14 protein-coding genes are annotated in these 20,603 nt (G+C 58.9%); all 14 read left to right on the plus strand.

Annotation, left to right across the window (positions count from 1 at the left end; genetic code table 11):
• The first annotated feature begins 406 nt into the window (after positions 1 to 406).
• The 14 genes from GE107_RS06600 (at position 407) to GE107_RS06665 (ending at position 20,596) form a co-directional block, all read left to right on the plus strand.
• Positions 407 to 1,507 (plus strand): helix-turn-helix domain-containing protein, encoded by a 1,101-nt coding sequence (locus GE107_RS06600; protein WP_219638873.1) that lies wholly within the window; start codon positions 407 to 409, stop codon positions 1,505 to 1,507.
• A gap of 19 nt (positions 1,508 to 1,526) precedes the next feature.
• A complete protein-coding gene (locus tag GE107_RS06605) occupies positions 1,527 to 3,338 on the plus strand; it encodes a cache domain-containing sensor histidine kinase (RefSeq protein ID WP_219638874.1) in 1,812 nt (603 codons plus the stop codon).
• The gene (locus tag GE107_RS06610) at positions 3,313 to 4,371 is read left to right on the plus strand and encodes a response regulator (RefSeq protein WP_219638875.1); all 1,059 of its coding nucleotides are present in this window, start codon (positions 3,313 to 3,315) and stop codon (positions 4,369 to 4,371) included. Before GE107_RS06605 ends, GE107_RS06610 begins: the two co-directional genes overlap by 26 nt.
• A gap of 151 nt (positions 4,372 to 4,522) precedes the next feature.
• The gene (locus GE107_RS06615) at positions 4,523 to 6,238 is read left to right on the plus strand and encodes an ABC transporter substrate-binding protein (protein WP_219638876.1); all 1,716 of its coding nucleotides are present in this window, start codon (positions 4,523 to 4,525) and stop codon (positions 6,236 to 6,238) included.
• A gap of 72 nt (positions 6,239 to 6,310) precedes the next feature.
• Positions 6,311 to 7,276 carry an ABC transporter permease gene (locus GE107_RS06620; protein ID WP_219638877.1) on the plus strand — a complete coding sequence of 322 codons (966 nt, stop codon included), beginning with the start codon at positions 6,311 to 6,313 and terminating at the stop codon, positions 7,274 to 7,276.
• A 12-nt stretch (positions 7,277 to 7,288) separates the two neighbouring features.
• On the plus strand, positions 7,289 to 8,209 hold the full coding sequence (locus GE107_RS06625) for a carbohydrate ABC transporter permease (protein WP_219638878.1): 921 nt from the start codon (positions 7,289 to 7,291) through the stop codon (positions 8,207 to 8,209).
• Between the two features lie 133 nt (positions 8,210 to 8,342).
• A complete protein-coding gene (locus tag GE107_RS06630) occupies positions 8,343 to 11,435 on the plus strand; it encodes an endo-1,4-beta-xylanase (protein ID WP_219638879.1) in 3,093 nt (1,030 codons plus the stop codon).
• An 813-nt stretch (positions 11,436 to 12,248) separates the two neighbouring features.
• On the plus strand, positions 12,249 to 13,790 hold the full coding sequence (locus GE107_RS06635) for a glycoside hydrolase family 43 protein (RefSeq protein WP_219638880.1): 1,542 nt from the start codon (positions 12,249 to 12,251) through the stop codon (positions 13,788 to 13,790).
• A gap of 46 nt (positions 13,791 to 13,836) precedes the next feature.
• Entirely contained in the window at positions 13,837 to 14,670 is an 834-nt protein-coding gene (locus GE107_RS06640; protein ID WP_219638881.1) for a response regulator transcription factor, read from the plus strand.
• Positions 14,670 to 16,502: a sensor histidine kinase gene (locus GE107_RS06645; protein WP_219638882.1), complete on the plus strand. Its 1,833-nt coding sequence runs from the start codon at positions 14,670 to 14,672 to the stop codon at positions 16,500 to 16,502. The genes GE107_RS06640 and GE107_RS06645 overlap by 1 nt, the downstream gene beginning before the upstream one ends.
• A 33-nt stretch (positions 16,503 to 16,535) precedes the next feature.
• Positions 16,536 to 17,912 (plus strand): ABC transporter substrate-binding protein, encoded by a 1,377-nt coding sequence (locus GE107_RS06650; protein WP_219638883.1) that lies wholly within the window; start codon positions 16,536 to 16,538, stop codon positions 17,910 to 17,912.
• A gap of 83 nt (positions 17,913 to 17,995) precedes the next feature.
• The gene (locus tag GE107_RS06655) at positions 17,996 to 18,880 is read left to right on the plus strand and encodes a carbohydrate ABC transporter permease (protein WP_219638884.1); all 885 of its coding nucleotides are present in this window, start codon (positions 17,996 to 17,998) and stop codon (positions 18,878 to 18,880) included.
• 16 nt (positions 18,881 to 18,896) lie between these two features.
• On the plus strand, positions 18,897 to 19,745 hold the full coding sequence (locus tag GE107_RS06660) for a carbohydrate ABC transporter permease (RefSeq protein ID WP_219638885.1): 849 nt from the start codon (positions 18,897 to 18,899) through the stop codon (positions 19,743 to 19,745).
• Between the two features lie 236 nt (positions 19,746 to 19,981).
• Positions 19,982 to 20,596 carry a DUF47 domain-containing protein gene (locus GE107_RS06665; protein ID WP_219638886.1) on the plus strand — a complete coding sequence of 205 codons (615 nt, stop codon included), beginning with the start codon at positions 19,982 to 19,984 and terminating at the stop codon, positions 20,594 to 20,596.
• Positions 20,597 to 20,603 lie beyond the last annotated feature (7 nt).

Consider the following 20,603-nt stretch of genomic DNA (forward strand, 5'->3'; position numbering starts at 1 on the left):
ACGAGGGAAACCAGCGAAATAGTGGCGCACAGCCACTATTCGGCGGGTACACGAGGGAAAGCGGCGAAATAGCGGCGCACAGACACTATTCGGCGGGTACACGAGGAAAGCGGCGAACTTGCGGCGCACAGACACTATTCGGCGGGTACACGAGGAAAGCGGCGAACTTGCGGCGCACAGACACTATTGGGCGGGTACACGAGGGAAAGCGGCGAACTAGCGGCGCACAGCCACTATTCTGCGGCGAACTCGCGATAACGGCGTTTCGCGGTTCCCCCATGCGCCCTTCAGGCTTCGACGGCAAATCCATAATTTGAGGGGGTAAAAGGTTAAATTTGTTCACTGCGATGTGTAAGCGGATACATTAAGCTATAATGAAGCTGACATTCGGAAGGGAGGTTCCGTGGTGTTTACCGTGCTCCTGGTAGACGACGAGCCGCTCGTGCTCGAAGGCCTGAAATTCATGGTGGATTGGCAGGGACACGGGTTCCGCGTCTGCGGCGAAGCCTGCGACGGCGAAGAGGCGCTGGAGCGGATCGCGGAGCTGGATCCCGATCTGGTCGTTACCGATATCCGGATGCCGATCCTGGACGGGCTGCAGCTCCTCGAACGATGCGCGGCCGATCCCCGGGTCCGCAGCCGTTTCGTGATCTTGAGCGGGCACGAGGAGTTCTCCTTCGCGCATCAAGCGCTGCGATATGGCGTCGTCAATTATTGGCTGAAGCCGATCGATACGGATGAGATTCATGAAACCTTGCGCAAGCTGCGCGAGCAGTGGAGCGAGGAGCGCTGCCAACCGCCCGTAACCTTGCCGCAGCCGAATCCGAGCCCGCAGCCGGAGCGGGAGTTTCCCGTAACGGGAATCAGCGAAGAGTTATGCGCCGCGGAGGATGGCCTGTTTCTGGCGATCGAATCGGGCGAAGGGGAACGGATCGTTCAAGGCGCGGAGCTTCTCGCAACAATCGTCAGGCGTTCGTTCGCCGACCCCGCATGGCGCAAATCCTATCTGACCCATTTCCTGCTGGAGTTGGCCTGGAAAACAAGCGCCGGGGAGACGGGGGAAGAGATGACCATAACCGGCTTCGAAGCCGCCCAAGAGCTGCCGTTCTTTCCGACCGACGAGGAAGCGTGGGAGCGGCAGCTCGCGGACCTGTGCCGGGAAGCGGCCGACCGGCTTGCGGCGCAGCGCGCCAAGGCGGGACCGGCCGGAGAAGCCGCGCGGTACGTCCGCCGCCGCTATCACGAGCCGCTGAAGCTGCAGGATGTCGCCAAGGCGCTCCATTTTCAGCCCGCCTACCTGGGGCAGCTGTTCAAGAAGCACATCGGCATGTCCTTTCTCGATTATGTGCATCGAACCCGCATCGAAGAGGCGCGCAAGCTGCTCCGGAGAACGGACCTGAAAATCGCCGACATCGCGCGGGCAGTCGGGTATGCGGATCCCGAGCTGTTTACGGCGAAATTCAGGCAGTTCATGAACGTGTCCCCTTCCCAATACAAAAAAAGCTGAACCTACGGAGGCGTCCGTTATGCGCAAACCACGCGGCTGGCTGGGCTTCGTGAACGATATCCCTCTGACCTGGAAGTTCGCGCTGATCTATTTGTTGTGCGTGCTGCTGCCGATTCTCACGATCAACGTCCTGTTCTTCCAGCAAGTCTCGTCCAATATCCAGACCCGCGAAGAGAACAGCATGCGGATGACGCTCGACAGGGCCTCCAAGAAAGCGATGGACATCATCCTGGGAGGCGTGACGCTGAGCCATTCCGTGGCGAACGACCGGTCGCTCTACGAGGCGCTGGACCGGGATTACCCGGATCTCGTCGATTTCTACGAAAGCTTCAATAACGTCCTGAGAGATAAAATGAAGCCTTTCATGACCGCGTATCCTTACGTCGAGAATATCTCCGTGTATACGGGGAACGGCTCGATCGTGAGCGGAGGCAACTACTTCATGCTGGATGACGCGGCCAAAGCGAGCCCCTGGTACAAAGCGGCCGAGGCATCGGGTTCCGGAGTACACGTGTTGGTCTACCCGGGCGTCGATCCGATCAATACGAGCAACCCGAAAACGTATTTCAGCATCCTCCGCAAGCTGAACGAATATCCGAGCTACGGCCGTTACGCGAAATATTTGAAAATCGACATCAAGGTGTCGAGCATGGACGAAATCCTAAGCCAGGAGAAGCCGTACATGGAGCTGCAGGTGCTGGGTCCGGAAGGACGCCTGCTCTTCCCGTCGACTTCCCCGTTTGCCCTGAAGACTGCGCCGAGCCAGCTCGAGGACGGCCATTCCGGCTTGACGTTCGAGAGCCGCCTGGGCACCGCTTCTTACATCCAGGGCTGGAAAATCGCCGGAACGGCTGACGAGTCGATCTACCAAGAGGCGATTCAAAATTCGGAAAGGTGGATATGGACGCTGGCCATCATCAGCACGTTGGTGCCGACTTCGCTCATCTTCATCATTTTGCGGTCGTACAACTACCGGATCAAACGGCTGTCCCGCCACATGGACAAAGCCAAGAACGAGAAATTCGATCTCATCCAGCTCCCCGAAGGCAAGGACGAGATCGGCGGCTTAATCCGCAGCTTCAACCGGATGACCGTCACCATCGAGGCCCTCATCAACGACGTATACAAGCTCGAGATTCAGCAGAAAGACATGCAGCTGGAGCAAATCCGCGCGGAATTGAAGCTGCTGCAGAGCCAGATGAACCCCCATTTCCTGTTCAACACGCTGAACGCCCTTCTGGTCGTCTGCGCCAAAAACGGGTATACGGAAGCGACGGATCTCGTCAAAAACCTGTCGCTTCTGCTCAGGCGAATGCTCAGCTGGTCCGACGACGCGGTCGCGCTTGCGGACGAGCTCCATTTTACGGAAATGTACCTCAAAATCGAGAAGTTCCGGTTCGCGGACCGTTTCGACTATACGTTCGAAATCGACGAAGGCGCCGCCGCTTGCATGGTTCCGAAAATGTGCATCCAGCCCCTCGTGGAGAACGCGTGCAAGCATGGACTCCAGTCCGTCAAGGGACAGCGGCATATCCGGATCGAGGCGAAGAAGGCGGAAGCGTATCTGTTCATCCTGGTCGCAGACAACGGCAAGGGGATCGACGCGCAGCGGCTGGATGAAATCCGCGGCCAAATGAACGGCAGGCTCGATTCCGACGAGAATATCGGGCTGCGCAACGTCTACAAGCGGCTTCGGCTCCATTACGGGGACCGCGTCGATCTGTATATCGACAGTAAAGCAGATGAAGGAACGAGAATCAGCTTTCGAATTCCGGCTATGCCGACAGAGCAAGGGAGGGCGGACCATGTACTCGGTGCTGCTCGTGGATGACGAGCCTCGGGCGATCGAAGGGCTCCAGCTGTTCGTCGATTGGGAGCGGCTGGGGTTCCGCGTGTGCGGGACTTGCGAGAACGGGGAGGAGGCGCTGGAGACGATCCGGGTAAAGGCGCCGGACGTCGTCGTGACGGATATCCGCATGCCGGGCATGGACGGTCTGGACTTGATCGGCCGTCTTCGCGCGGAATCGGACTCGGCTCCGGAAATCGTCGTGCTCAGCGCATACGGCGAGTTTGCCTATGCCAAGAGGGCGCTGCAGCTCGGAGTGCGGCATTACCTGCTCAAGCCGATCATCGGTGAGGAGGCGGCCGAAGTGCTCGGCGAGGTTCGCAGCCGGCTGGAGTCGCGCCGTTCGGGCGCGGCAGGGGGGGAAGCGGAATGGGAAGCCCGCGAAGCCGAAGACGAGCTGCCCGCCTGGGCCATCCGCGAGGTGAACGGCATCCTGGAAGCGATCGAGAGCTTGGACCGGACGCATGCGGCGGAGCGGCTCCGCGGCTTGTTTGCCGAGCTCGGCAGCAGGTCGCCGGCATGGTCGGGGCTGATCGCCGACCATCTTGCCATTCAATGCGTAAAGCTGGTACAGGTGCTGGGCGGAGATCCGTCGGGACTGGGACGCGGTCCGGGTTCGTCCGCGGGCGGGCCTGAGGGCCTGATCGCTTTCGCCGAGCTGACCATCGAAGCGGTAAGGGCGGGAAGGGACCGGAAGCCGGGCGGCCTGCTTTCGGAAGTGGACCGGTTTCTCCGCGAGTTTTACCGCGACAGCTTGACGATCAAGCAGGTGGCGGCGCGGTTTTACGTGAATCCCGTTTATTTGGGCAAAGCCTACCAGGAGAAATTCGGCCGCGGCATGCTGGACCGGATCCACGATTTGCGAATCGAAGAGGCCTGCCGGCTGCTGCGGGAAACGAACCGTCAAACGGGGGACATCGCCTCGCGTGTCGGCTATGCGCAATACAACCATTTCCTGCACCATTTCGAGAAGCGCACCGGCCTGAAGCCGGCGGAATACCGGGCAGCGGCAAAGTGAACGCATCGGACGGAGTTGAAGACGCTTCCGATTTTTCGGGGGGATAACGGTTTAATCTGTGAATTGTAACCGCATACACTTGGACGCTATCGTAAGAGTGACAAGATGAAAGCGCGCCATCTTGCTTCAAAACCGTCAAGGAGGATTCCAAATGGGGGTACGTGCAAGAAAAGCGGCCTACGGGCTGCTCATGCTGGTCTTCGCATTCAGCATTATCGCGTCTGGTTGTTCCAAGAAAGAAAACGCGGAAGGAAGCGGAAGCCCTTCGGCATCGCCGCAAGCCAATTCGTCGTCACCGTCTGAAAGCGGTTCCGCATCCGCGGGGCCCGAACCGTTCGAGATTTCCATCTTCATGCAAGACCCGGGTCCGATCCCGACGGAAAACAACCGGATTTACAAGAAAATCAAGGACGAGCTCGGCGTTACGCTGAAGGAAGAGTACCTCGTCGGCGACGCGGAGCAGAAGCTGGGCGTCATGATCGCCGGCGGCGACTACCCGGACCTGATCACCGCGAACACGAAGCTGGTGGCGGCCAAGGCGGTTATCCCGCTGGAGGATTTGATCGAGAAGAACGCTCCCAACCTCAAGAAGCATTACGAGAAGGTTTGGAACCAGATGAAGGATCCGAACGACGGCCATATTTATTGGATGCCCAACTACGGCGTGTATCAAGGGGAATTCAAGACCACGCAGCATTACGGGCCGGCTTTCTTCATCCAGAAAGCGGTGCTCAAGGAATTCGGCTATCCGAAATTCAAGACGTTGGACGAATATTTCAAGCTGATCGAGGATTACAAGGCCAAGTATCCGGAAATCGACGGACAGCCGACGATCGGTTTCACGACGCTGGCCTACGATTGGCGCGACTGGCCGCTGCGGAACGCCCCGGAGCATCTGTCGGGCCATCCGAACGACGGCGGCGTCGTCGTCGATCCGAATACGAACGTGGCGTCCCTCTTCGAAGCGACGGATATCGCGAAGCCTTACTATAAGAAACTGAACGAAATCAACGCGAAGGGCTTGATGGACCGTGAAGCCTTCGCGCAGAACTTCGACCAGTATTTGGCCAAGATCGCCAGCGGCCGCGTGCTTGGCATGTTCGACCAGCGCTGGAACTTCCAGCAGGGCGAAGATTCCTTGATCTCGCAAGGCAAGCCGGAGAGGGCATACGTCGGCATTCCTCTGGTGTATGACCCGAGCATTCGGGATTATTACGTGGATCGTCCCGTGCTGAATCTGAATAACGGTTTCGGCATTACGGTGAACGCCAAGGACCCGGTCAAGATCATCAAGTTCCTGGATACGCTTATGGATCCGAAGTGGCAGAAGCTGTTTTCCTGGGGCGAGGAAGGAGTCGACTATCAAGTCGGCGCGAACGGACTGTACTCCAGAACGCCGGAACAGCGGAAGCAGCAGGAGGACGTCACCTGGAAGCAAGCGAATAAAGCGGAAGCTTTGTTCAGATTTCTGCCGAAGCTGGAGGGCAAATATCCGGACGGCAACGCGGACGGCCCGGGCAACCAGCCGGACGAGTTCTTCGCGAACCTGAAGCCGATCGACCAGGAAGTGCTGGGCGCATACGGTTACAAGCTCTGGACCGATTTCTTCTCGGTGCCGCCGGAAAACCGGATCTCCTACCCCGCTTGGAGCATCGACCTCGTCGAAGGCTCCCCGGCCAAGGTAGCGAACCAGAAGATGAAGGATCTCGCGTTCAAATACTTGCCGAAGGCGATCTTAAGCAAGCCGGGCGACTTCGACAAAGTATGGGCCGAATACGGAGAGCAGATGGGCAAAGTGGATACCAAAGCGTATTTGGACCGGGTTAACGAGATCTTGAAATGGCGCCAGGAGAACTGGAGCAAATAAGATAAGAAAAAGGAGCGGAAGGCGCGGGATTCATTCCGGCTTTCCGCTCGTACCGGCTAGGAGGCGGAACCGATGCAGAGCACGGTCCAAACCAAAGAAGTCGCACCTCAGCCCGCACGGCGGACCGGAACGTTCTGGAACCGGATGGTCCGCCAGCGGCAGCTTATTTTCATGTCGTTTCCGATGCTTTTTTATATCCTCTTGTTCGCTTACGCGCCGATTTGGGGTTGGCTGATGGCGTTTCAGCATTTCCGGCCGGGTTTCTCAATCCTGAATCAGGAATGGGTCGGGCTGGATCAGTTCCGTTTCCTGTTCGAGGACGATGCGTTCCTGCGGGTGCTGCGGAATACGCTGGGCATGAGCGTGATCAGCTTGGTGCTCGGCTTCGTGACGGCGATCGGTTTCGCGATTTTGCTGAACGAGATCAAGAAATCGGGGATCAAGCGGACGATCCAGACGATATCGTATTTGCCCCATTTCCTGTCCTGGGTCGTCGTGACGGGCCTTGTCGCCACGTCCCTCTCGACCGAGGACGGCATCGTGAACATCGTTCTGCTCAAGCTGCATCTGATCGAAGAGCCGATCCTGTGGCTCGGCGAAGGCAAATACTTCTGGGGCATCGTCGGCGCCTCGAACGTGTGGAAAGAGGTCGGATGGAATGCCATTATTTATCTGGCTGCGATCGCTTCGATCGATCCTTCCCTGTACGAAGCGGCGGAAATGGACGGCGCGAGCCGATACCGCAAAATGCTCCATATTACGCTTCCCGGCATCAAGCCGGTTATCGTGATCTTGCTCATCTTGAACATCGGCTGGATTCTCAACGGCGGAGGTTTCGAGATCCAATATTTCCTCGGCAACGGACAGGTCTCGGATTGGTCGGAGACGATCGATATTTTCGTGCTGAAATACGGGCTTAAAATCGGGAACTATTCGCTGGGCGTCGCGGCGGGCATTTTCAAAACCGTCGTCAGCATCGTGCTGCTGTTCGCGGCCAATACGATCGCCAAACGTCTGGGCGAAGAACGGTTGATCTAAGGGGGGCTCCGCATGCTTACTGCCAAAAAACGGTTCGAAACGGAGCCGCTTCTGTTCCATGCCTTCAACTACGCCATCATGCTGCTTATCGCGGTCGTGACGCTGTATCCGTTTCTCAACACGCTGGCCGTTTCCTTCAACGCGGGGACGGACACGACCCGGGGCGGAATCTACTTGTTGCCGCGGATTTGGACGCTCAAGAACTACGAGGCCGTATTCGTATCCGGGCATGTGTTTCACGCGTTCTGGGTATCCGTGGCGCGGACATTGGTCGGAACTGTGTTCAGCGTGTTCCTGACCGCCATGCTCGCGTATACGCTCAGCCGCAAGGAATACATGTTCCGCAAGATCATTACGATCGCGTTCGTGCTGACGATGTATTTTCACGCCGGTCTCATTCCTTCGTATTTCCTGGTCAAAGACCTGAACCTGCTGAACACGTTCCTCGTGTACATCCTGTTCCCCGGCGGAGCGGCCGGACTCGTCAGCGCGTTTAACATGCTCGTCGTCCGCACGTACATTCATACGCTGCCGGAAAGTCTGGTGGAATCGGCCAAGATCGACGGCGCGGGGGATTTCCGCATCTTCCTCAGCATCGTTCTCCCGCTTTGCGCGCCGGTGCTGGCGACGATCGCCCTGTTCACCGCCGTCGGTCAGTGGAACACATGGTTCGATACGTTCCTGTACGCTTCATCCAAGCAAAACCTGAGCACGCTCCAATACGAGCTGATCAAGCTGCTGTCTTCGGCAACGAACTCCAACTCGAATCCGAACATTTCATCGTCCGCGGCCCGCGACGCTGCAACCATGATTACCCCGCTGTCGATCCGGGCGGCCATCACGATGGTCGCGTCCGTTCCGATTCTTGTCGTCTATCCGTTCCTGCAGCGGCATTTCGTATCCGGAGCGCAGCTGGGCAGCGTGAAAGAGTAGCGAGTTTTCATCTGACACCATAGACATACCGGCCTTTTCGATCACCTAAGACAACCTACACTTCGCAATCACCGGCGTCTCCGGTTTTGCCGGTTGACTCCGGTCCCAACCTTACGAATCGGAGGGAACTTGCATGAAGCTAGGCAAACGGGTGAAAAAAGGATGGATGTGTTTACTTGCATTCGGAATGCTGCTGCCCTTCGTCGCGCCTGAGCGGCAAGCGGCGGCGGCGGATACCGCCGTCGTCTCGGATTTCGAGGACGGGACGGCGCAAGGCTGGTTCGGCCGCGGGGATACGGTATCGGTCGTTGCGGGCGGCGCCCATGGCGGGACGTACAGCCTGAAATCGACCGGCCGAACGCAGAGCTGGATGGGGCCGGGGTTTAATGCGACATTCCTGGCTTCCCGGAGCGGCGCCTACGATTTCAGCGCGTGGGTGAAGCTGGAGGACGGCCATCCGGACGCGGTCGTGAACGTCACGCTCGAGTCGCAGGTTGCCGGGAGCCAGACGCACGACTACTCGGCATTGGTGCACGGAACGACGGTCAAGGCCGGCGAGTGGACCGAAATCAAGGGAACGTACACGTTGCCGCCCAATTTGGATTACGTGCAAATCTACTTCGAATCTCCGGACGCGTCTTTGTCGTTTTCCATCGACGATGTCTCCTTTGCGCCGCAGCTGACTCCGCCCGGGGATACCGATTTCGCGAACGATTTCGAAGACGGGACGACGCAAGGCTGGCAGCCCAGAATCGGACCGGAATCGGTGACCGTCACGGCCGATGCCGCGCACGGCGGGACGCATAGCTTAAAAGTCGCAAACCGGGACGGAGCCTTCTACATGGGAGCCTCCAAGGACGTGACCGGTTTGCTGAACGTAGGCTCTACCTATCGGTTTACCGCCTGGGCGAAGCTCGTGTCCGCGGCCGGGAGCGAAACGATCAAGATGACGATGCAGACGAGCAAAGGCGCTTCCGAGAACTACCAGGGAATATCGTTCGAGTCGGTCACGGCCGGCCAGTGGGTGCGAATCGAAGGCGATTACGCTTATTCCGCTCTAGTCGACAAGCTGTCGCTGTATTTCGAATCGGAACACGCCGGCATCGATTTCTACGTCGACGACGTATCGATGACGAAGCTGGCGGAGGAACCGCCGATCGAAATCCAGAAGGACATTCCTTCTTTGAAGGACGTATTCGCGGACGATTTCCTCATCGGCACCGCGTTCACGAATGACGAGCTCGACGACGGACCGAACGAGGAGCTGATGGCGAAGCACTTCAACTCCGTGACGCCGGGCAACATCATCAAATGGGACAGCACGGAGCCGAGGGAAGGAGAATTCCGGCTCGAAGGCGCCGATGAAGCGGTTCAGTTCGCGCTGGATAACGGAATTCAAGTCCGCGGCCATACGCTCGTGTGGCACAGCCAAACCCCGAACTGGGTGTTCTATGACGATAGCGGCCAGCTGGTCAGCAAGGATGTGCTGTTCGCCCGCATGGAGCGTCATATCAAGACGGTGGTCGGCCATTTCAAGGGCAAGATGTACGCGTGGGACGTGGTGAACGAGGTCATCGACGCCTCGCAGCCGGACGGTCTGCGTCGCAGCCCTTGGTATCAAATCGCCGGGGAAGCGTACATCGATAAGGCGTTCCAATTCGCCAGGGAAGCCGATCCGGATGCGAAGCTGTTCATCAACGACTACGGCACCGAAAACCCGGTGAAGGCGCAGGCGCTGTACGACCTGGTCAAACGGTTGAAAGCCAGGGGAGTCCCGGTGGACGGAGTCGGACACCAGTTCCACATCAGCATCCAGTCTCCGCCGGTCGGCAACCTCGACCAAGCGATCCTGAAGTTCGCGGATCTCGGCGTTCAGCAGCAGGTCACGGAAATGGACATGAGCGTCTACACGAACGACGGTCAGCGGTACGACACGTTCACCAAGGAAATGGAGCTCGAGCAGGCGTACCGGTACCAGGCGATTTTCGAGATTCTGAAGAAACGCAAAAACCTGGTAAACAGCGTTACGCTGTGGGGCAAGGACGACGGGCACACCTGGCTCACCTCGTTCCCGGTCATACGCAACAACTGGCCGCTGCTGTTCGACAAACGTCTTCAGGCGAAGTACGCGTATTGGGCGATCGTCGATCCATCGAAAATCCCCGTCCTCATGCAGAAGGCGGATTCGCATCGAGGCGCTGCGAAGGTGGACGGCAAATCCGAATTGGCGTGGGACGTGCTGAAGCCGGTCGCGATCACGGACGGCGGAGGCGGTTTGCAGGCGGAGTTCAAAACGATGTGGGATGACCGTTACCTCTACGTCTGGGCGGATGTGACGGATGCCAGCGAAGACCGCTCGGATACGGTTACGGTCTATGTGAAGCAAGGCTCCGCGGCGGCGGGAAGCTATCCGCTGACGCGCAAAGAATCGCGTGCGGCCGACGTCGATTACAAGACCAAGGAACGCGAGGGCGGCTACCGGGTCGAAGCCCGGATTCCATGGGCCGAAGCGGCTGCGGCGGGTTCGCAGGTCCGGTTCGATCTTCGGGTGGTGGACGCGTCGGGCATCGGAGCGGTCATCAGCTGGAACGACCGGACGAACGCCGAGCCTCCCGTTCCGGACAATTGGGGAGCGCTGACGCTGCGGGATCCGATGAAGGTTGCGGACGCGGCCCGAGGAACGCCGGTCATCGGCTCGTTCGACGAAGCGGCATGGAGCCGGGCGAAGGAACTTGTCACCGGCACGCAGGTGCAAGGGACGGGCGGCGCGACCGCCAAGGTGAAGGTGATGTGGGATGCAGGCCATCTCTACGTCTCGGCCAAAGTGACGGATCCGGTGCTCAGCGACAAGAGCCCTAACGTGTGGGAGCAGGACTCCGTGGAGATTTTCCTCGATCCCGACAACCATAAATCCGACAGCTACGAAGAGGGAGACGGCCAGTACCGGGTCAATTTCAACAATGCGGTCAGCTTCGGCGATACGACGCCCCGAGAAGGGTTCGTCAGCCGCGTGAAGCTGACGGCGGACGGCTATTGGGTGGAAGCCTCCATTCCGGTCTCGGGCATCGCCATGCAGAAGGATACGCTGATCGGCTTCGACCTTCAGGTCAACGACGACGGAACCGGCGGCGGAAGCCGCACGAGCGTCATGACGTGGAGCGACCCGACCGGCCAGGCTTATATGAATCCTTCCACCTTCGGCGTTGTACGTCTGGTAAAGCATTAAACGGACCATTGTTTTGTTGGAGCAGGCATCCTTCGGGGTGCCTCTCGTTCGTTAACGGGCAGGCCAAGACCGCCAAGACCGCCAAGACCGCAGACACTTTGCCCTGCTGCTAAGCGCAAAAATACACTTATTTTTTCGGAAACTGCCTGTTTTTGAGCGACTAAGAGCCAGAATACCGTTAATTTTTGCGAAAACCCGGATTTTTGTTCGAAATGCAGGTGGTTAAATGTATTTCGGTTCTTAGTATTCAAAATGGGGCGGTTAGACGGTATTCTAAATGTATTTTCGCAGTTAGTACCCGGGAACTTGAGACGATCACACGGCCGCAACGGTGCGACGATCACCGAGTGGGGCAGCGATCAAACGGTGCAGCGAGTGTCACGGGCAGCGATCAAACGGTTCAGCGGGTGTCACGGGCAGCGATCAAACGGTGCAGCGGGTGTCACGGGCAGCGATCAGTCGTATGTGACAGATGAAGAAGGATGGCGCTACAGCAGAGCGGACGGCATCCTCATACGGATGAGTCTGGCCCCGTCCTTGGCATGGCTGGCTGCCGTCGGCCGGCTTCCGGAGTGCGCGGCCTCAAACGACGCAACGGTGCAACGAAGCAGCGAGTGTCACTGGCGGCGATCAAGCGGCACAACGACGCAACGGTGCAACGAAGCAGCGAGTGCCACTGGCGCCGATCAAGCGGCACAACGACGCAACGGTGCAACGAAACAGCGAGTGTCACTGGCGACGATCAAACGATGCAGCGGTGCAATAGCACATATAACGGACGATCCTAAGTTCATCGCGAAAAGGAGCAGATCCATGGCCACATACCGGAATCCCGTCATTCCCGGCTTTTACCCCGATCCTACCGTAGCGCGCGCCGGGGACACGTTCTATCTCGCAACGAGCTCGTTCGAGTATTTTCCGGGCGTCCCGATTTTCCGCAGCACCGATCTGGTAAGCTGGGAGCCGATCGGCCACGCGCTGACCCGGCGCTCGCAGGTCGACTTTCGGAACCGGGGAAGCTCGGACGGCATTTACGCGCCGACCTTGCGTTACCACGGCGGTCTATTCTATTTGATCACAACCGACGTCAGGGGCAGAGGCAACTTCTTCGTCCGCGCGTCCGACCCGGCGGGGCCGTGGTCCGATCCCGTCAAGCTGCCGTACGGAAACATCGATCCGTCCCTGCTGTTCGACGATGACGGCCGGGTGTACGTCACCGCGCAGAACGGGTGGGAGTACGAGTCTCACATCATCCAGTACGAAATCGACCCTGAGACGGGAGAAGCGTTGACGGAGCCGAAGGTCATTTTCGAAGGCGACGAAGGTCCATGGACGGAAGGGCCGCACCTGTACAAAATCCGCGGGATGTATTATTTGCTCTGCGCGTCGGGCGGCACCGGATTCGGCCATCGGGAGATCGCGGCGAGAAGCGCGAACCCGTACGGCCCGTTCGAGCCGCGTCCGGAGCCGATCCTTACGCACAGCGGACTCCGCGATCATCCGTTCCAATGCCTGGGCCATGCGGATTTATTCCAGGATGGGAACGGAGACTGGTGGGCGGTGTTCCTGGGCACGCGGCCGACGGAAGGCGGGTTCTCGGTGCTGGGCCGGGAGACGTTCTTGGCCCCCGTGCGGTGGACGGAGGACGGTTGGCCGTACATCGACGACGACGAAGGGATTGTCCGGCCGCTCATGACCGTCGCGAGACTTCCGGGCACTCCGTCCCACGAGGCGCCGGTCCTCCCGCCCGGCAATGCATACCGGCTGGGCTCGGGCTTCGACGCCAACTGGAGCTTCCTTCGGGACTACGACGAAAGCCGGTTCTCCTGGACGGACCGCCCGGGGTGGCTCGCCGTCACCGGGAACGTCTATACGCTGGCCGACAACGGCGGGCCCGCCGTGTTCGCCTGCCTTCGCCAGAAGCACCGGTCCATGGCCTTCTCCTGCCGGCTCGATTTCATTCCGCAGGCGCAAGGAGAAGAGGCCGGCTTGGCGGCTCGTCTCAACCACAACGGCTTCTGCGTCTTCGGCATCAAACGGACGGATGACGGAGTCCCGCGGATCAGCCTGACGTATCGGGATGGACCAACCGATTTCAGCGCCTTGTACGACGCCGCCCCGGAGGAAGCCTGCTATCTGTCCGTCCGGTCGGATGCCGCGGCGTACGGATTCTCCTACTCCCCGGACGGGCGGAACTGGCGGGAATTGCCGGCAAGGCTGCCCGCGTCCGCGTTGTCGCCCGAACGCAACGGCGGCTTCACCGGCGTCTGCATCGGCATGTACGCTTCCGGCAACGGCCAACCAAGCGCGACCCCGGCCTATTTCTCCGGATTTCGGTACGACCCCGCCGGCTAACCGCTTTCAAAGACCGAACCCCAACGAAGAAAGGAGCCGTCCCCTCATGATCCGAATGGTAATCGCAGATGACGAGACGATGACGAGGATGGGCCTGTCCCAGCTCGCTTGGGAGAAGGAAGGGTTCGCGGTCGCCGGCGTCGCGGAGAACGGGCTGGAAGCGCTGGAGCTCGTCCGCAGCGCCGAGCCGGACCTGCTGCTGACCGACATCCGGATGCCCGGCCTGGACGGCCTGGCGCTGATGGAAGCCGCCCACCGGGAGAAACCCGGCCTCAAGGTCATTTTCATCACGGCCTACCACCATATGGAGTACGCGCTGCAGGCGATCAAGCTGGGAGCGCTCGGCTTCGTTCTGAAGCCTACCGATCCCGACGAAATCCTGGAAACGTGCCGGAATGCCAAAAAGCGGATCGAGGAGGAGCGGGAGCGGAAGCGAGCGGAGGAGGGTCTCCGGGGACAGCTCAAGGAAATCTCGCTGGCGCTGCAGAACAAGCTCGTGCCCGAACCGGAGGAAGCGGCGCCGCACGGAGTCGTCCAGGACATCTTGGCCGACATGGCCGAGCAGTACGCGTCCGAGATCACGATCGAGCAGATGGCGAGGAAGTACCACTTCCATCCCGATTATTTGAGCCGCATGTTCAAACGGGAAACCGGCGACCATTTCTCGAACACGCTCGCCCGCATCCGCATGCAGAAAGCGGTGGAGCTGCTCGCCGACCGCCGGGTTAAAGTATACGAGATTTCGGAAAAGGTAGGCATCCGCGACACGCGTTATTTCGGGCAATTGTTCAAAAAACGTTACGGAGTGACGCCGGGCGATTTCCGCAAAAGGCTGTTCGCCGGTCAGCCGGAAACGGAATCGGAAGCGGAAGAAGCCTGATGCTGTCCCGCCTGTGGTCATCCGTCCGCCGGTCCGTCGCCGATCTCAAAATCCGCAACAAGCTGTTCGCCGCCTTCCTGCTGCTCAACATGCTGCCGCTCGCCGCGATCGGCGCGCTGACGTACCAGAAGTCGAGCTCTCTCCTGCAGGAGAGGACGAATGATTATACCGCCGATCTGCTGTCGGAGGTCAGCCGGAATATCGAGCTCACGCTAAGGGAAATCGACAGCCTCTACTACTCCATTTTCACGAACGAGCTCATCCGGACGAACTTGTCCCGGGCCAACAAAGGACTCATGTCGGAAGGCGAATATTTCTCCGCTTCGTACAAGACGTTCAGCATCCTGCAGAGCTACGTGCTGGACCGGGAGGACGTGCAGGCGGTGAACGTCTACGCTTTGGACAAGAAGTTCCTGTTCCAGGCGGGAGAATACCCGATGTACGTGCCCTTGACCCGGAAGGAATGGGACCGGATCGAGCGCAACAAAGGGAACCTCGTCTGGTTCCGGCCGGAGAACGAGCGGTCCGTGGTGGCAGCGGCGAGCTCCATTTACGATACAGACACGCTTCGGAAAAGCGGCTACTTCGTGCTCGGATTCAAGGAGGACGCGCTGCTTGCGATCTACAGCCGGATCAAGCTGCACGACCAGGGGGAGCTGTTTATGGTCGACGGCGGCGGGCAAATCATTTCCCATCGGGACAAATCGCGGATCGGCACGCGACTGGAGGCGCCCTATCTGGACCCGGTCCGGACGGCCTCCGGTTCCTCCGGGAATTTCTCCGCCCAAGCGGACGGGAGGGAACAGATCGTCTCCTTCCACGAGATCGGGGATACCGACTGGAAGCTCGTCAGCGTCATCCCGGCCGCGCAATATTCCAGCCTGTCGCTTCTGCTGCGCAACTGGATGATCGCCGTGTTCGCCGCCGTTTCCGCCCTTGCCCTGATTCTCTCGTACTTGCTGTCGAACAACATTTCCAAACCGATCCGGCGTTTGTCCGCGATGATGAAGAGCGTCGAACGGGACAACTGGGACGTGCAATCCGATTACCGTTCCCGCAGCGAAATCGGCATCCTGTCCCGCAACTTCAACCGGATGATCGGCCGCATCCGCTATCTGATCCACCAGGTGTACCAGGAAGAGCTGCTGAAGCAGAGGACGCAGCTGAAGTACCTCATGTTCCAGATCAACCCCCACTTCCTGTTCAACACGCTGGAGACGATCAACTGGGTCGCCCGCATTCAGGGCGCTCCGGAGGTCGGCAAGCTGTCGAAAGCGCTCGGGGATTTGATGAGGGAAGGAATCAAAGGCAAGGAGTTCGTTCCGTTCGAGCGCGAGCTCGCGAATTTGAAGAACTACCTGTACATTCAAAAATACCGCTACGACGACAAAATCGAGGTCCGGTTCGAAATCGCCGGGGAAGTGCTGGGGGCCGCCGTTCCGCGTTTCATTTTGCAGCCGCTCGTGGAGAACGCGATGGTGCACGGGATGGAGACGAAAATGGGGAGAGGGACGATCGAAATCCAAGCGGAGTTGTCCGGAGAAACGCTCAAGATCACGGTGCGCGACGACGGGCTCGGCATCGAACCCCGCCGGCTGGCCGAAATTCGCGCTTCCCTTGAAACGGTGTCTGAGGATGACGCGCACGGCATCGGGCTGACCAACGTGCATCGACGCATCCGCCTGCACTACGGAGCCGAATACGGTCTTACGATCGACAGCTCGACGGGAGCGGGAACCGCCGTCCGGCTCACGCTTCCGAAGAAGTCGGAAATTTCGACCGCGAAGTCGGAATCGTCCCATCGTGAAATGCCGGAAGCGACTTTACGATGAAAGAGCAGGAACATTTCCGATGGGGGGATTCGCTTGAAAACGAGAAAGTGGACCGTCCTGCTCACGGTCGCCGCGATGCTGCTTGCCTTGCTGAGCGCATGCGGAGGCAGGAGCAACAACGACGAAGGAGCGGCAAGCCCGCCGGCAACCCAGTCGGCCAGCCCGTCCGCCGGTGCGTCCGCAAGCCCGGAGCCCAGCGGCGCCAAAGAGAAGTCCAAGCTGCTCGTCTACGATTGGCAGACGTCGGACAGCGCGCAATTCAAGATCATGGAAGACATGATCGCCGAGTACAATGCCAAACCGGACGCCAAGGCGACGCTCACTTCCCAGCATCTGCCGGGCAGCGACGTCTACTACCCGAAACTGAACGCTTCGCTCGCGGCGAACAGCGGCCCCGACGTGTTTCCGCTGCACGGAGCCGGGAAATTGAAGACGTACAGCGACGCGGGCCGGCTGATGGATCTGACCGGTATCCTGGACGCGGAGCCGGATTGGAAAAACAGCTTCACGTCCGGCGCGTTTAACCTGCTCACCCAAGGCGGCAAGATCTATGCGGTGCCGACTTCGTTCGCGGCCGTGCCGCTTTTCTACAACAAGGACATATTCGCGAAATACAACCTCCAGCCTCCGCAAACCTATGACGACCTGAAGAACGTCGTCAAGGTGCTGAAGGACAACGGCGTCACCCCGTTCGCCTTCGGCTCCAAGGACGCCTGGACGAGCGCCCTGTTCAGCGAGATGATCGCCAATCGGATCGGCGGAGACGAGCCGTTCAACAAAATTCTAGATGGAAGCGGTTCTTGGACGGATCCTTCGTTCATCGAGACGGGCAAAGTGCTGAACGAGCTCAAGGACCTCGGCGCGTTCCCGAAAGGCTTCCTCGGCCTCGACAACAACGCGATCAACAATATGTTCAAAAACGGCGAAGCCGCCATGTTCGTCATGGGCAGCTGGGCGATCGGCAACATGGTGAAGGAAGATTCGAAAGTCAAGAATTCGGTTGGCATCGCCAAGTTTCCGACCTTCCCGGGCGGCAAGGGCGACATCGACGTCTGGCTCGGACAGCCGAGCTATAACCTGGCGATCAACGCCAGCACCAAAGATAAAGACGCGGCCATAGACTACCTCAAAATGTTCACGAGCGACAAATACCAGCAGCGGATCGCGATCGAGGCGGGGGAAATCCCGGCGACGAACGTCCAGCTCGATCCCGCGAAAGTGCCGGCCATTTCCCAAGACCTGCAGAAGGCGATGTCCACGATGAAGGGCATGTTCATCTTCTACGACGTCGGTCTGGGGGCCAAGATCGGCGACGAATACAACAAGACGATCCAAGGGATACTCGCCGGCAAGAAGGTGGAGGACGCGTTCCAAGCGCTGGAGCAGTACACGAAGGATAACCGCGGGTAACCGCACGGACGAACGCGGAAGGAGGAGCCCGTCTCCTCCTTTTTTCGCGGGGCGCCGGACGAATGTGGGGGGGGGGTGAAGGCTTGGAGAAGCTGCTGAGGAAAAAAACGACGATCCTGTTCTTTACGGTCCCGGCCCTCTTGTTCTATACCGCCATCGTGTTCGTGCCGATTCTGTTCTCGATCTACTACAGCTTTTTCAGCTGGGACGCGATCAGTCCGCGGAAGTACGTCGGCCTGGACAACTTCGTCCGCATGTTCACGAAAGACGACGTATTCGTCACCAGCGTGAAGAACATGCTGTTCCTGACGGTCACGAGCATCGTTTTCCAACAGGTTCTCGGGTTCATGCTGGCCGTGTTCATCACGAGCCGAATCAAGGGCAAAGAGTTTTTCAAAAACGTTTACTTCTTCCCCGCCGTCATCAGCAGCGTGGCCGTCGGCATGCTGTGGACGTTCATTTACGATCCGGGCATCGGACTGCTTAACGGCTTCTTGGGCTTGATCGGATTGGGTTCGCTTCAGCATCAATGGCTGTACGAGCCGGCCACCGCGATGTGGGCGATCACGACCGTCGTCTCCTGGCAATATGTCGGGTACACGATGATTCTGTACGTCGCGGCGATCCAGAACGTGCCCGGCGAAATCTTCGAGTCCGCCCGGATCGACGGCGCGGTGGGGTGGAGGCTCGTCCGTACGATGACGATTCCGCTCGTGCGTCCCATTATCAAAGTCAGTACCGTGCTGATTACGATCGGCTCGCTCAAGTTTTTTGACCTCGTGTTCGTCATGACCCGGGGAGGGCCGGCCGACTCCACCACCGTGCTCGCCTTGCACATGTACAGCCGCTCGTTCTCCCAATTGGAGTACGGATACGGCGACGCGCTGGCCGTCGTGCTGCTGGCGATGTGCCTGGCCGCGACAATGATCATCCATGCGATCTTCCGGAAATCGGAAGTGGAGTACTGACGGGAGGGAGCGAGACATGACGACGCCTCAAGCTTCGAACGCCCGCGTCCGAATCGGTACGGCGGCGATATACGCCATTCTGGGAATCGGCGCGATGGCCTATATCTACCCTTTGCTCTGGCTTTTGCTCAATTCGCTGAAAGAAACGCCCCAAATTTTCGAGAACCCGTGGAGCCTGCCGTCGCGCTGGATGTGGAGCAATTATCCGAACGCGTGGACGACCGGACAGGTGAGCACCTATCTGTTCAACTCCGTGCTGATGACGGCCGCGACGCTGACCGTCGTTCTGTTGCTCAGCGCGATGGCCGCTTTCTCGCTCACGAAGCTGCGCTGGAAGGCGTCCAAATGGACGCTGCTGTATGTGCTGATCGGCTTCATGGTTCCGGTTCACGCGACGCTGATTCCGCTGTTCGTCAATTTTACCAAGCTGCATCTGGTCGATTCCCAATTCGGTCTCATCCTGATCTATATCGCGTTCGGCTTGCCGTCCGCGATCCTGGTGCTGTGCGGGTTCTTGACCGCGATTCCGAACGAGATGATGGAAGCGGCGGTCATGGACGGCTGCTCGATGTACGGCGTGTTCTGGCGCATCGTGCTGCCGATTTCGTCGTCCGCGCTCATGACCGTAACCATCCTTAGCTTCGTCGGCGTATGGAACGAGCTGCTGCTCGCGCTGATTTTCCTGACGGACCAGGGGAAATTCACGCTGCCCGTCGGGCTGACGAGATTCTCCGATTTATACACGACGGACTACGCGCCGATGTTCGCCGCCGTCATGATCGCGACGATTCCCACGATCGTGCTGTTCGCCGTCTTCAACAAACGCGTGCTGGCCGGCATGGCGGAAGGCGCGATCAAAGGTTGAGCAACCGCATGGAATAGAAGGCTGCCGGATCCTCCGCGGATTCAGGCGGCTTTTTTTGTTGTCCGGGTAAATTCAAACGAACTCGAAATGGGAATGCTACGGAGAACCGGCGGGCTTGGGGAAAAACTGTCGAATGATGGCCGGACAGGCTATACCCAGCGCGTTTACACTGTGATAATATAAGGAAGGCAAATTGCGCCAAATCACCATTGACCCCTAGGAAAGAAGGGCTGTTCGTGTTCAAGAAAAAAGACATCTTTTTCAAAACGCTGGAACAAATGGCGGACGTGATCGTTACGACCGTCGACCGTTTCGAGGCCGCCGTGAGCGGCGAGCTGCCGAATCTGGCGGATTTCACGAAAGAGATGAAGGATTTCGAGCACAAGGGCGACGAGTTCACCCATACGATCATTACGGAGCTGAACAAAACGTTTATCACGCCCATCGAGCGCGAAGACATCATGGAGCTGGTCAAACGGCTGGATGACGTGCTGGACGGCATCGAAGCTTGCGTCTCCCGTTTCGACATGTACGGCATTGTCAAGTCCGACGTCTACATTCGGAAGTTCGCGGACTGCCTCCGCCGCTGCTCGCTCGAGATCAAAGCCGCCATCTACCTGTTGACCCAGAAGAAGCTGCTCGCCATGCAGCCCCACTGCGTCAATCTGCACGAGCTCGAGAACGAGGGCGACGCCCTGATGCGCCAAGGGGTCAAGCATCTGTTCCAAAACGTGAAGGATCCGATCGAACTGCTGAAGTACAAGGAGCTGTACGAGCGTCTTGAGGAAACGACCGACTCGTGCGAGCATGTTGCCAATACGCTCCAATCGATTATCATGCGGAATTCTTGACATTACT

It is taken from the genome of Cohnella sp. CFH 77786 (assembly GCF_019400745.1).
Classification (GTDB): Bacteria; Bacillota; Bacilli; order Paenibacillales; family Paenibacillaceae; genus Cohnella.